Origin of the sequence: Bartonella sp. WD16.2 (assembly GCF_002022505.1) — a bacterium.
GTDB lineage: Bacteria > Pseudomonadota > Alphaproteobacteria > Rhizobiales > Rhizobiaceae > Bartonella.
On the sequence record NZ_CP019781.1, the window covers coordinates 1,724,365 to 1,739,540 of the forward strand.

At 38.3% G+C, this 15,176-nt stretch carries 5 protein-coding genes and 1 pseudogene; 1 reads left to right on the forward strand and 5 read right to left on the reverse strand.

Annotated features, from left to right (window positions below; all coding sequences use genetic code 11):
- Window positions 1-274 precede the first annotated feature (274 nt).
- Window positions 275-691: a YbaN family protein gene (locus BWD162_RS07510; protein WP_078706183.1), complete on the forward strand. Its 417-nt coding sequence runs from the start codon at window positions 275-277 to the stop codon at window positions 689-691.
- Between the two features lie 373 nt (window positions 692-1,064).
- On the opposite strand, the gene pncB is transcribed toward BWD162_RS07510, so the two are convergent.
- The 5 genes and pseudogenes from pncB to aroA all read right to left on the reverse strand — a co-directional run bounded on the left by pncB (window position 1,065) and on the right by aroA (window position 15,110).
- Window positions 1,065-2,375, reverse strand: a complete 1,311-nt coding sequence (gene pncB, locus BWD162_RS07515; protein WP_078706077.1) for a nicotinate phosphoribosyltransferase — start codon at window positions 2,373-2,375, stop codon at window positions 1,065-1,067.
- Window positions 2,376-2,490: 115 nt separating this feature from the next.
- Complete coding sequence (locus BWD162_RS07520; protein ID WP_078706078.1) at window positions 2,491-11,082, reverse strand: GH36-type glycosyl hydrolase domain-containing protein; 8,592 nt, start codon at window positions 11,080-11,082, stop codon at window positions 2,491-2,493.
- Window positions 11,083-11,292: 210 nt separating this feature from the next.
- Entirely contained in the window at window positions 11,293-12,993 is a 1,701-nt protein-coding gene (rpsA, locus tag BWD162_RS07525; protein WP_078706079.1) for a 30S ribosomal protein S1, read from the reverse strand.
- Between the two features lie 136 nt (window positions 12,994-13,129).
- A pseudogene (cmk, locus tag BWD162_RS07530) lies at window positions 13,130-13,785 on the reverse strand ((d)CMP kinase).
- Window positions 13,782-15,110 (reverse strand): 3-phosphoshikimate 1-carboxyvinyltransferase, encoded by a 1,329-nt coding sequence (aroA, locus tag BWD162_RS07535; RefSeq protein ID WP_078706184.1) that lies wholly within the window; start codon window positions 15,108-15,110, stop codon window positions 13,782-13,784. Before aroA ends, cmk begins: the two are co-directional and overlap by 4 nt.
- Between the last annotated feature and the right edge of the window lie 66 nt (window positions 15,111-15,176).

Here is a 15,176-nt window from a genome sequence, read left to right on the forward strand (position 1 = left end):
ATTTTCTCCTCCCAACACTGCATTCGTAATTAAGGGGCTGCATTGATTTATCGTGCAGCCTTTTTATTTTTGAATGTCCTAAAAGCTTATTTTCATTTCTTGAAAACTTTTAAATGATCATCATATTGCATAAATTGTTCTACATTTTAGGCAATGGTCATTTTTGAAAATATGTTTGTTGATGGAGAGTATTCAGTAAGATTATGTGCTAAATATATAAAAGGCAAAATTTCACGTCATGGTATTTAAGTGAGAAAAGAAACAGCGATAAATGATAGAAAAAAATTTTAAGATATCTCGCCCTTTACGAGTTTTTTATTCTATATTGGGTGGGGTGATGGTTTTATTAGGTTTGATAGGTGTGGTTTTACCTATTATGCCAACCGTACCTTTTCTGTTGGTTGCTTCATGGTGTTTTGCCCGTTCATCACCGCGGTTTCATTGTTGGTTGCATAATCATCGAATTTTTGGTCTACCCATTAAGCAATGGGAAGAAAAGAGAATCATCTCGCCTTTTGTTAAAATTTTTGCAGTGGTAAGTATGACCGGTGGCTTTTTATCATTTTTAATAATTGTACATCCTGCTTTATGGTTCGCTTTATCAGCTGCAATTATTTTGCTGGTAATCGCTATTTATATTATGACGCGCCCATCCTCATCTACGTCGTCATCTTCATCATTACCAAAATAAAAAATTTTATTAATTGAGTCTGTCTTGCATTTTTCTTATTTTATTGAGGCTATTTTCAGAGAATTGTCTAGTTAAAAAATATTTAAGATAAGGTTTTCATCTATCAATATCAATACGCACACCAGTATGTCGGATTTTCTAAAGTAGTAAATGGTATGTCCGCTAGATAGAATGATACGCTAGTTAAAATCATTTATTATTGGTGGAATGTGCATAAATGCTTTATTGGGTGCTGACCAAATCGTTTTATAAGCAATAAGAGGCACTCGTTTAATGATATTGTTTTTGCATATTAAGAGAAATAGAAATAATACCCACTATTTGAGTTGGGTAATGATTTATTTCATAGTTGGTTTCTTTTTTATTTAATCAGTTAACGATTAAATTTTGATAGCTTTGAAACGGATATTTCAGGATTGAAAAAATTCAAATAACGTTGTATTTCTTGTGCATCTCCAATGGCTTTTTCAGGATTATCTGAAAGTTTTACAGTTGGTCTACCGTTGGCGTGGGTTGCTTTGCAAACAAGGGAAGCAGCTGCAAGGTTTGCAATGCTTTGAGGCGCACAATTTTCAAAATCATTGGTGAGATTTGTTCCCCACCCAAAACTCATGCGTATTTTACCATGAAAGTGATGATAGGTTTTTTCAATTGTGTCTACATTTAGCGCGTCGGAAAAAATCAATAATTTTTCTCGTGGGTTTTTTCCTTTTTCTTGCCACCATTTTATAATGCGTTCACCTCCTTCAATGGGTAGAGCGCTGTCAATTCTAAAACCTGTCCAGTCTGCTACCCAGTCTGGTGCATTGCGTAAAAATGCTTCTGTTCCAAAAGCATCGGGTAAAACAATCAAAAGATTTCCACCATAATAGCGGTTCCAATTTTGTAGAACTTTATAAGGTGCTTGGCTCAAATCATTATCATTGTTGGTAAGGGCTGCGATAACCATAGGTAGTTCATGTGCGTTTGTTCCAAGAGCTTCTAAGTCTGTGTCCATTGCTAGAAGGATATTAGAAGATCCCACCAAGGAGGTGCCAATTCCTTCTTTTAACGCTTCTACACACCAACGTTGCCATAAAAAAGAATGACGACGTCTAGTGCCAAAGTCAGCGATGTTAAGGTCAGGCAATTGTTTAAGGCGTTCAATTTTACTCCACATTTTTGCTTTAGCACGGGCATAAAGGACATCGAGTGCAAAACGACCGAGGTTTTTCATTGCAGCGCGTGAACGTAATTCACTGATAATAGAAAGGGCAGGGATTTCCCACATAGAACTATAAGCCCATGGACCATGAAAATGTAGAATATATTGGCCGTCTTTGTGGGTTAATTCGTATTCGGGCAGTTGAAATTTTTCAAGCCAATGAAGAAAATCCGGTTTAAAAATTTGTTTGCGACCATAAAATGTATTACCAGCAAGCCAGATTATTTCTTTTTTGGTAAAGCGTAAACTAAGGGCATGATCAAGCTGCGCGCGTAGCTCACCTTCATCAATGTCATTAGCAAGGCAAATTGTTTTACTACGGTTTATGAGTGAAAAGGTGACATGAATATTTGGGTAAAGTCCCCAAATCATTTGCACCATAAGAAGCTTATAAAAATCCGTATCAAGAAGCGAGCGAATAATAGGGTCAAGTTTCCATGTGCGGTTATAAACGCGTCTAGCAATATCTGTATGATTCATAACCCTTTTCTTTCAAGCTGAGTGAAATCTAAAACTGTTGTGTATCAATATAGTCATCAAAAGAGATGCAAAAACTATAACAGCTTTATAACTGTGAATAGTGTAAAAAAGTTTTTCATTTTTTTGGAGTTGGGGATTTAAGAGTACGTATGATCTCATGAACACCTGTTTTTTGTAGTTCTATACCTGTATCAATGTTAGCATATTCTTTGCTGTTAACACTGAGTGTATCTTTTGAAGCCCATTTAACTTTAATAATATAAACAGCTTCATAAAATTTAATTTTTACTTCATATTCAGGCCAGCAAGAAGGCAAATGTGGACGTAAAAATAACTGATTGGCTTGGATGTGAATCCCAAGAATAGTTTCTGTCGCTGCACGATAAAACCAACCTGCTGAACCCGTATACCATGTCCAACCACCTCGTCCTCGATGTGGTTCAACAGCATAGATATCTGCGGCCATGACATAAGGTTCAACACGGTAAACTTCAGGATTTTGACCATGGGTGATAGGGTTTATCATGGAAAATAAGTTGTATGCTTTATCTATTTCACCTATTTCTGCAAGTGCTATAATGCTCCAAATAGCACCATGAGTATATTGGCCACCATTTTCTCGAATTCCCGGTGGATATCCTTTAATATAGCCGGGCTCGAGAGTGCTTTTATTGAAAGGTGGCCAGAAAAGACGAATAAGCCCACTTTGTTCATCGCATAAGTGATCAAGCATTGACATCATTGCTTGTTTTTGGCGGTTGGGAGATGCCATTTTAGAAATTACAGCCCAAGATTGAACGATGGTATCAATTTGACATTCAGTATTTATTTGAGAACCAAGAGGGGTTGCATCATCAAAATAACCACGTCGATACCAAGCGCCATCCCAACCATTTTTTTCCAGAGCTTTTGTTAAACGTTTAAGGTGTGTGCTCCATGCTTTAACGTGGTTATCGTCACCGCGGTTTTTAGCAATGGGAATGAATGCTTGTAATGTGGTACCAAGAAACCAGCCCAACCAAATACTTTCACCTTTTCCTTTCACGCCCACCAAATTCATACCATCATTCCAATCACCACCTAAAATAAGTGGGAGGCCATGTGGACCACAACGTTTGATAGTAAGATCTAAAGCTAGAGCACAATGTTCATAAAGTGTTGCAATTTTTGATGATTGTGTGGGGTGAAAATAAGCATCGTGTTGCCTTGTTTTGAGAGGAGCTCCTTCAATAAAAGCAATAGGAGTATCAAGAAATGTATGCTCACCAGTAGTATTGACATAAAGGGCTGTTCCATAAGCAAGCCAGACTACGTCATCAGAAATGAGTGTACGAACACCAGCTTTAGTATCAGGAAACCACCAATGTTGTACATCACCTTCAACAAATTGACGGGCTGCAGCGCTTAACAATTGTTCACGCGCTAATTGTGGTTTAAGTAGTAACAAAGATAAACTATCTTGTAACTGATCGCGAAAGCCAAATGCACCACTGGCTTGGTAGAAAGCTGCACGTGCTATCATACGGCATGCATAAATTTGATAAGGAAGCCAATGATTGACCATAATGTCAAAAGAGGGATCAGGAGTTTTAACTTGCAAAGGAGAAACAAAATCATTCCATTGCTGTTTTTGTTGCGCAAGAATAACTTGAAAATCATTCATACGCACTTGGTCCAGCAATTTTTCAGCTTCTTGTCTATTTTCAGCACTGCCAAGATAAAAGGTAATCTCTTTTGTTTGACCCGGTAATAGATAAATATCATAAGCTGATGCTGAGCAAGGATCATGACCTGCTTCTACTGTATTTGAAAGTTCTTCAGCTTTGTAAATAGCATGAGGGTGTTTAACTGTTCCTATTGAACCAATAAACTCAGTGCGATCAGTCGTAACACTGGTTGGTATTTCGGATGCTGATAAAAAAGTGACCTGTTGAGATCTTTCTATATGATAAGGATTTTGAATAAAATGTGCACCACGTTTGGGATCGTAAGAGGGGATGATAAAGGGAGTGTATTTTGTACGTGCATTACCCAAAACCCACTCAGCGTAATTATAAAGACGTAAGCTGCGTGGTTTTTTGCTTTCATTTTTAATAATAAGGCGTGAAAAACGAACAGGCCTTTCTCGATCGAGTGTATGGGTAAGTTCTAATGCAATATTGGAATGTGTGGATTTAAAAGTTGAAAATCCAAAACCATGACAAGCTTCGTAAACAACACTATCATTACATTCAACAGCAGAGACTGGAGAAAAACGTTTAAAGGAAAGACGATCAACAAGATACAATGCTTCTCCTGGGCGGTTGGAAACGGGGTCATTAGTCCAAGGGGTTAAGTGATAATCACGACTATTGTTAGCCCAGGTGAAAATTGCGCCCTCAGCTGATACGTAAAAGCCAAAACTGTGATTAGCAACTACATTAATCCACGGTTGTGGTGTGGTGGTATGTCCATTGAGATGCACCACATAATGATTATGCTGATTAAACCCTCCATAACCATTCCAGTAACGCAGGTCTTTTCCATTAATAAGAGGAAATGATTGTTTTTGTTGAGCTATAAGACCAATAGAAGTGGGTGAATTTTGTTCATTTTGCGTTTCTACTTGTCTTTTTTTGTCATGTTTGCTGTGATTTAGTTTGTGATTAAAATTTTGCCTACTATTGCGAGTTATTAGATCGGAATCAATATTTTCTGTACATTTAAGCTGTTCAGATAAGGAACTATTTTGGGCATGAAGTATGATGCGGGCTGATGCAAGAAGTGTCTTGAAACTTTGCTCATTCATTTGATCACGTTGAAGGGTGAAAATGTGTTTATTTTCATTTATTTCGTTGGCATGACGACGATAGGATTCACATGTCCATTCAATAGCGCGTTGAGTGTCTTGTATATAAGAAAATGCCTGTTCATTCAAAACAACCATATCAACAATTAACCCTCGCATACGCCAATATTCATGTGCTTTAAGCAGGTCGCGTAGTACAGTTATATTCGTTTTACTATCAATTCTGAGAAGACAAATAGGATAATCTCCTGAGATGGACATTGGCCAAAGATCAGATTGTTTTCCAAGAGTATTAGCGAGCGTTTTAGAGGGAAGACGCCATGTTCGGTCGGGATATATAAGTGGTGTTGCATATTTTTGATAAGCAATAGCTTCTCTGGGACGGATATTGTTTTGAAATAGTGAAACTTGCGAGCGTGTCCATGTTATAGAAAATTCCCGCTGAAACATATTAGGTTGTCGATAACGTTCAATATGATTTTGCAGCGTTTCTTTTGAATGAGCTGCAAATGTCCAAAAAATAAGTTCTCTTTTTTCATGTGCTGGAATTTTTAAATAACAGCGGATTGAGATAATCGGGTCAAGAACACAGCCTTGCCGGTTACTAAAGTGGGCATTTTGATCAAATGCAGCTGGACGATGAATAGATCGACCACGACCAATAAAAATATAACGGTCAGTTTCAGCTTCTGATTTTGGAATAGTTCCAGATGGGTCAGTGACAAAATGGGCAATATGAATATCCACGTCACTAGGGGCGCGTTTGCGCCTTTTAGCAAAAATCGTTCCACCTGAATCAGCAATTTCTGTTTCTACAAACATGTGTGAAAAAACAGGGTGAGCACAAACATTATCCATGGTTGCTAATGCTAGTTCACCATAAGATGTCACTTCAATCAGATGATCTTTATTGGTTGTATTCATAAGCTGAAGGCGCCTGCCTTCACCATCACCTTCAGATGCTACAAGACATTCAAGAGTTGATTTTATACCATCAACCGTTTTTGTATATTCAGCTTTTTCATCTGTAAAAATGGTGACTGATTTTTCTTCAACAATGCGTGTTGGTTCACCGGTGGCAGACCACCAGCGCCCATTTTGGGTATCACGTAGGAAAAACAAAGTACCTTGTTGATCTTCTGATGCATCAGGGATAAAGCGTGTGATAGCGTAATCATGCCAACGGCTATAGCCGGAACCATTGGCTGTTAGCATTGTGGAATAACGACCATTAGATAAAAGCAAAGTTTCACGGGGTTTGAGAAGCGGGTTTGTGATAATGCGCAAAGGGGCATCATCAAATTCTCCAGAATCACTGCGCATTGGGTTGGCAACTTTGGTGTGAATGATAGGAATTTGACGGGGGGCTCTTTCTTGTAACAATAATTGTGCTGCTTCAATGACGGGATCACAATGAAAACGATTACGCATTCGTCCTTCAAAAATGACATTATTAATTGCAAGAATTGACATGCCGTGATGGTGCGCATAATAATTACGCACGATAGCATATTGTTCTCCCTTTGGTATACGCGAAGGAGTAAAATCAATAGAATCATAATATCCATAGGCTCCTAAAGCACCAAGATCACGTAAACGTTTTAAATTTATGAGAGCTTGAGTTGGCATATATTGCGCAGCTAAAATGCTAGCGTAAGGAGCAATAACGGCATTGCGTGATAAACCGCGTTGAAGTCCAAGGCTTGGAGCTCCAAAATTGGAGTATTGGTAATTCATTAAATGATCGCGTGCATTAAATGCAGCTTCTGAAATACCCCATGGCAGTCCCCGTTTATGGGCGTATTGTATTTGATGACGAATAATCAATCGATTGGTTTGATCTAGTATGGATCCTAGGGGTTCACGCATGACCAAAGAAGGCATAAGATATTCAAACATAGATCCCGACCATGATAATAAAGCACCTTTCCAACCAATTGGGATGAGTAAACGACCGAGATGAAACCAATGTTTGAATTTGATATCGCCTTTGGCAATGGCGAAAAGACTTGAGAGACGTGCTTCTGAAGCTAGAAGATCATAACAGCTTTCATCAAGTTTATTTTCCTGAACACGATAGCCAATAGACAAAAGTTGTCGTTCAGGTTGTTCTAAAAAGTCAAATTTCATATCAAAAGCTATTTGTCGTGCTTTTGTCGCTAAAGTATTTAATTGTTTGCGCAGTTTTTCTATATCATAGTTATAGGTAATATCGTGGTGATGTGCTTCACAGGTTTCTACAAGACATTTAGCCCAAGACAACGCGTGGGCAGATTCTACAGTTTGAATTTTTTTATCAAGTTCCTCTGTTAAGAACATAATATCACGAGCTAAGAGTGGAAGATTAGTAGTGCGGAGAGTTACAGTTTCTGTCTTTTCTTTGAAAATATTGATAACACGACGAAAGTGAGCAATGCGTTCTTCGATCTGTTGGTATAGGGAGCGTGAAAAATGCTGATTATCAGGAATCTCTTTTAAAGTTTCTTCAAGAATATCACTAACATCAAGTAAACCTTCTGGATCACTTTGTAAAAACATGTCAGGTGTTTCAGCCCATTCACTTAAAGCCGAAGAGAGTGTCACTAAATGACCGGCGAGATTACCTGAATCAACTGTTGAAACATAAGTTGGCAATAGAGGTTTAAGTGTGTCTGTTTCATACCAATTATAGAGATGACCACGGAATTTTTCCATTTTTTCAAGGGTTCTTAATGTACGCTTGATGCGTGTAATAGCATCTTCAAAACTAATCCAACCAAAATCACGTGCGGCAATAGTAGAGAGAAGATAAACTCCAATATTGGTAGGGGATGTACGCTGAGCAACAAGGGGTTCGGGATCTTCTTGAAAATTATCGGGTGGCAAATAATTGTTTTGCGCATTGACAAAAGTTGCGTAATAAAGCCACGTTCGTCGTGCAATACACCGAAGTGCTTTTTCATCTTCTGAGGATATATCAAGCATATCTTGAAATGTTGCTGGTTGACTCACAATCCACGCGATGAGTGGTGAGAAAAACCAAACTAGTCCAAAGGGCAAAGCAATGAAGATTGTTGGGCTACAGAAGGATATAGGTAGCGCTATGGCAATTAAACCAATCAATGATGCTGGCCACATTGTGAGGATATAGAAGCTTAAACTATTAGGAATTAATTTTGTTGCAGCAGAGGTTTTCCATTCAAGCAGATGCTGTTTTGAAATCAGCATACGATAGAAAGTGCGGATAATTGCATCGGTTGTAAAATAAGCTGAATGAGCAATAAAAGTAGTTTTAAGAAGTATTTCTGCTGTCGTTGAAGTAATACTGCTCAAAATTAATTGCAGCTGTCCACGCAAAGAATGATCAAGACTGAATAGCATGAATGTCTGAAGCATACTTAGAATTGGAGAGATAAATAGACTGATCAGCAAAAATATTTGCCAGATGGTTGCTATCTTTAATGATAAAATAGACCATCCCATGATTGCTGCAATTAGCCATATAAGTGGTGTGAGAGAACGGCGTAGATTATCCTGGATCTTCCAGCGATTCATAAGATTAATTTGACAGCGCTTAAAAAGATAAGGTAATAATTGCCAATCACCACGAATCCAACGATGATGACGAGCAACGTCAATGTTATAGGCTGTTGGATAATCCTCGATTACTTCCACATCACTTACGAGTGCTGCACGTGCATAGCTACCCTCTAAAAGATCATGGCTAAGAACAGTATTTTCTTTGATTTTTCCATTAAGTGCTTGCTCAAATGCATTGATATTATAAAGACCTTTGCCGGTAAAAGTTCCTTCTCCCCAAAGGTCTTGATAAGTATCAGAGACAGCAAAGACATAAGGATCAATTCCACGATTAGTAGAAAAAATTTGTTGAAAAATTGATGTTTCTTTTCCTGTTGTAAGAGAAGGTGTAATACGTGGTTGTAAAATGCTGTAGCCTTTTACAATTGTTCCATTGTTGGGGTCAAAAACGGGATGATTGAGTGGGTGGTTGAGCTTACCAACAAGTTTAGTAACTCCTTCAGGGGTTAGACGTGTATCTGAATCCAGGGTCATAACGAAACGACAATCTAGAGGAAGGCGTGGATCTGGAGTATAAAAACTCGTATTTTGATTTCCTCGTAGTAAAAGGTTGAGCTCATGAAGTTTACCACGTTTACGTTCCCATCCCATCCAGCATTTCTCGCTAGAATTGTAAAGGCGTCGGCGATGAAGAAGGAAAAATAAAGGAATGTTATCACGATGATAGCGGCGGTTAAGTTTAGCTATGCTCTCTTGTGCATAATGCAGCAAATCAAGATCATCTTGTGTTTCTTCTAATGAAGAATCTGCCCAGTCTGTGATTAACGCAAAATGAATAGCACCTTGCGGGTTAGAAAGATAATGTACTTCAAGATTACGTACTTGTTCATCAATATAATCATATGATGTAATTAAAGTAGGCACGACAACCATTGTACGTGCGTTTTTAGGAATTCCCTCTTTATATTCATAACCAATGAGTTGATTTGGTGGGATAAACCATGAAACAACAGTGTTAAAAAAGGAAAAAGAAGCCTCCATGGCAGGAAAAAGTGCTAGAGCGGTAAAAGTAAGGTTCATCCGTGGCGGTAGATTGGATATTTGTAATAGAGTATAAGTTACAAGCAAAAGAATAAGCGTTAAAATAGAAACGGGAATTGCAATTGTTCCTACTTTTAAGCGATGGTAAGCGCGTATCCATCTTATAAAAAGGGGTGGAGTGTACCCACAAGCTTTTTCAAAGGCATAACGCCCGTTGTCAACAAGGTACCAGCCAATAGAAGAACTATTTTGATGAGCGTTATCCTCAAGAAAGATTTGCGTCATCTCTACAGCTTTGTGCGTAACTTCCAACTCACTGAGCAAAGAATGGGATGCGATTTTTTCAATTACTTGTCGGTAGGTATTACGTGAATGAGAATCGAGTTCAGAAAAATCACTGTTTTGACGCAGAATGGAGTCCACATGGCTAACGGTTTCAAACCACGCTGTCCAATCAATGTCATCAATAGTTTTGAGGGCACGAATAATATTGCCCATGGTCACACCGTCTTTTGCTTGACGGGTATGTTCATCAGCTGTTGCAATTTCTGGGTTACTACCGTGATGATGCAATTGCTTTTCAAGCCAAGTCAGTGCCATTGTAACATCAACAGATGCACCCCGCAGACGATAAAATAAATGAGTTGAAAAGGTTAAATTGGCAGTGAATTTTTCATAAAGAGTGAAAAGGTTGTGTAATTCAATCTCATCTTTCGCAAGGGTAATTTTGTTAGCCACTTGATTGGCGAGGTAGCGCATATGTTGTGCTTGCTCAATACGCAATGAAAGACGACGGACATTTTCAATTAAAATCATACGAATAACAGAAGGCAAGGCCCACAATTCGCCAATTTTAAGGTTACATACTTCCTGAAAGCCATTAACCATAGCTGTAAGGGTTTCTTGTGAGAAACTACTATCTGTATGGGCAATGTAAAGCCAGGTTAAAACAAAAATACGTGGAATCCCTTCTTTTTGTTCATCGAGAGGAAGTTTTTTAGTGAGAGTTTTTGGAAAATTACAGCGTAACTGTTGTATGGTTTTGTCAATGGTGTAATGATTATCAATAAGCCATTGAGCAGATGGTGCTATAGTTTCATTGTTACGTGCAGTAACATCACTCATGCGGAAAGCGTGGAGGATAAGTTTAGCATTTTCAGTTAATCGTTTGCGAAAATCACTCTCTCCCTTGTATTCAGGAAGAGAAATTTTTTTGCCCGAAGCTATATTATGGCCTAATTTATAAAGCTCTTCTTGCGATTTATCAGTTGAACGAATAGGGGAATTAGTTTCAGAAAAATAACAAATTTCTGTTTTTTGAGAAGAGAACCACTTCATGGAAAATAGTGTGGGTGCCATAATATTCTATTGCCATTCAATTATGCAAATTTCTTTTTTTTAATAAATTGTTAACATTTTATCCTAGTCACGAATGGTTAGTGGGAAAAATAAGTTTTTATTTAAAAATATTTATTTTTTTGTCAGACTACTGAAAAGTTAAGAAAATATTTTCAGCGAAAGATAAAAAAGACCGCTCGAAAATAAGCGGTCTTAAATATGAGTTGTTTATCAATCTTGCTCTTGTTTTTTTAAGGCTACACCAAGAATGTCACCGAGAGAAGCACCAGAATCTGTTGATCCATATTGTGCTACTGCTTCTTTTTCTTCTGCAATTTCCAAGGCTTTGATGGATACTGACAGTTTCCGCGTTTTTTTATCGAATGCGGTGATACAAGCATCAACCTTTTGTCCAATAGCGAAACGTTCAGGATTTTGTTCATCACGATCACGAGCCAAATCGGAACGGCGAATTGTTGTTTCAAGATTGTGGTCAATTAATTTCACATCAATGCCATTTTCATTGATTCCAGAAACTTCACAAGTCACAATAGTGCCTTTACGTAATTCACCAGAGGCTACTGCTTCTCCAACTTTATCGCAAGAAAGTTGCTTAATTCCCAAGGAAATGCGTTCTTTTTCAACGTCAACATCAAGAACAACAGCTTTAACGATATCGCCTTTGTTATAAGTCTCGATGACTTGTTCACCAGGACGATTCCAATCAAGATCAGATAGGTGAACCATCCCATCGACATCGCCTTCAAGACCGATGAAAAGGCCAAACTCTGTTTTATTTTTAACTTCACCCTCAATTTGTGAATTCACAGGAAATTTGTTAGCAAAAGCCACCCATGGATTTTCACATGTTTGCTTTAAACCAAGTGAAATCCGCCGTTTAGAAGCATCAATTTCAAGAACAACAACTTCTACTTCCTGTGATGTGGAAAGGAGTTTTCCAGGGTGGATATTTTTCTTTGTCCAGCTCATTTCAGAGACATGAATTAATCCTTCAATTCCTGGTTCAATTTCAACAAAACCACCATAATCAGTGATGTTCGTAACAGCACCCGTAATTTTCTTACCAACTGGATATTTATCATTGATACTATCCCATGGGTCATTTTCAAGTTGTTTCATCCCAAGTGAAATACGGTGCGTATCCTGATTGATACGAATAATTTGAACTTTAATAGTTTGACCCATTGTAAGGATTTCAGATGGGTGATTAATACGCCGCCATGCCATATCGGTGACATGTAAAAGGCCGTCAATTCCTCCAAGATCAACAAAGGCACCATAGTCGGTAATATTTTTAACTACACCTTCAACAATTTGATTTTCTTCAAGATTTTGAACAATTTCTGAACGTTGTTCAGCACGGCTTTCTTCTAAAACGGTACGGCGTGAGACAACAATATTACCACGACGACGATCCATTTTCAGAATTTCAAAAGATTGTGGGTTGTGCATTAAAGGTGCAACATCGCGGATAGGACGAATGTCAACTTGACTGCGGGGTAAGAAAGCAATGGCACCATCAAGATCGACTGTAAATCCACCTTTAACTTGACTAAAGATAACTCCCTCCACACGCGCACCAGCATTAAATTTTTCTTCAAGGCGAGTCCAGCTTTCCTCACGACGTGCTTTTTCGCGTGATAAAACAGCTTCACCCATCGCATTTTCGATGCGTTCAACATAAACTTCAACTTCATCACCAGCTTGCAAGGAGCCATCTTTACCTTTTGTGCCAAATTCCTTAAGTGGAATACGTCCTTCTACTTTAAGGCCAGCATCAATAATGACCATGTCTTTTTCGATTGCAATGATACGGCCTTTCACGACTGATCCTTCAGTAAGATCGTTAGTTTGAAAGGATTCCATTAAAAGAGCTTCAAAATCCGCTGTTGTGGGATTATATTGTGACATAAGAACTCCTAAATACATACCTTTGTTATAAAAGGTATAAGCGCTGGGTTAGTGTTAATATGGGGTAATTCCATGATTTCTTATCTTTAATACAGGAAAGAGAAATTAGCGCTGAGCTGGAATCACCAGGGTGATTTTATTTAACTGTATGGGCTTTTATGACAGGATCAATAAAGGTACACATAGCTGTTAATGCTTCTTCTATACTCAATTCTGACGTATCAAGCAAGTGGGCGTTTTTTGCTGGTTTTAAAGGGCTTTGTTTGCGGGTTAAATCACGTCTGTCGCGTTGTTTAAGATTAGCAAGGATCTCATGATAATCTGCTTGTTCTCCTTTTTTAAAATTTCTTGATAGCGGCGTTTTGCACGTGTTTGAACATTTGCAAAAACGTAAAATTTTATATTTGCGTCAGGGCAGACAACAGTGCCAATATCACGACCATCAAGTACGCTGCCTGGCAGAATTTTGGCAAAGTTGCGTTGTTTTGCAACAAGAATTTCACGCACTGCCGGTATAGTTGCTACTTTTGAAGCTGCTTCACCAATTTCATGAGAAGTGAGAAGATTTGAATCTTTTGAATCTAAAGTGTTAAAATCAAGCTTTGTGGCGTATGTGATAGCACTGGTTTCATCATCAAGAGACAATCTTTGTTGTAAAAGTATATAAGCAACACTACGATAGGTTAAACCAGTATCTAAATGGTGAAGATGATAATGGGTTGCAATTCTACGAGCTAATGTTCCTTTACCAGAGGCTGCTGGGCCGTCAATTGCAATGACAAAAGGTTTCAAAGAATTTGACCTCCAAGTTGGTGCATTAAGGGGATAAACTCTGGAAAGCTGGTGGCAATCATTCGTGTATCATCGATGGTTACAGGTTTTTCTGATGCCAATCCAAATACAAGAAAGCACATTGCAATTCGATGATCAAGATATGTCGTAACGCGTCCACCTCCTAGACCTTTTGTTGAGTTTTGCCCGTGAACAATAAGGAAGTCTATGCCTTCTTCACAATCTACGTTGTTGATTTTTAATCCTTGGGCAATAGCAGAAAGCCTATCTGATTCTTTAACACGCAATTCTTCAATCCCTAGCATAGTTGTTTTACCTTCAGCAAAAGCTGCTGCTACTGCTAAAGCGGGATATTCATCAATCATTGATGGAGCTCGCTCTTTAGGTACAGTTACGCCTTTTAATATTGATGATCTGACACGTAGGTCGGCAATATCCTCTCCTCCTTTTTGGCGTTGATTTAAAAAATCAATCTTAGCTCCCATTTCCCACAATGTTTGGATAAGACCGATTCTGGAGTTGTTTATGAGAACATTTTCAATAATGATATCGGAATTTTCCACAAGAAGGGCTGCAATAAGTGGAAAAGCAGCAGAGGAAGGGTCTCCTGGAACATCTATAATTTGTCCAGTAAGGTGTGGTTGGCCATTCAGATGAATGAAACGTGTACCTTTTTTGTCTGTCTCTATTTCAAGTTCCGCACCAAATGCTTTTAACATTTTTTCTGTGTGATCTCGGGTAATGATTGGTTCAATAACAGTGGTAATACCGGGAGTATTAAGGCCTGCAAGAAGAATTGCTGATTTAACTTGGGCAGAAGCCACTGGTACACGATAACAAATCGGACTAGCCATTTTAGGACCGTAAAGCGTTAAAGGCAAATGATCACCATACATTTTTTCAACTGTAACGCCCATTAAATACAAAGGATCAAGGATACGTTTCATTGGACGTTTAGACAGAGAAGAATCACCGATAAAGGTTGTTTTCATATGATAAGAACTGACCATTCCCATAATCAGGCGAGCGCTTGTTCCAGAATTTTTAAAATTTAAAGGTGTTTGCGCTTGCAAAAGACAGCCGTTTCCAGTTCCTCGAATAATCCAGAGATTATTTTCTTTACGAATATAAGCGCCCATAGCTTGCATAGCAGCAGCTGTTTGCAAAATGTCATTGCTTTCAAGAAGTCCATGAATATGCGTTTCACCATTTGCAAGCCCCCCTAATATGAGAGATCGATGAGAGATTGATTTATCGCCTGGTATTTTGATTGTACCAGAAAGATTCGTAGATTTTTGAGCTGTTGCGGGTATTGGGTTTTGCATAGAAGCTTTATTTAATTTTAATCTGAATTTTATAAAATATAAGTGTTCTTTAGCACACACTTTAAT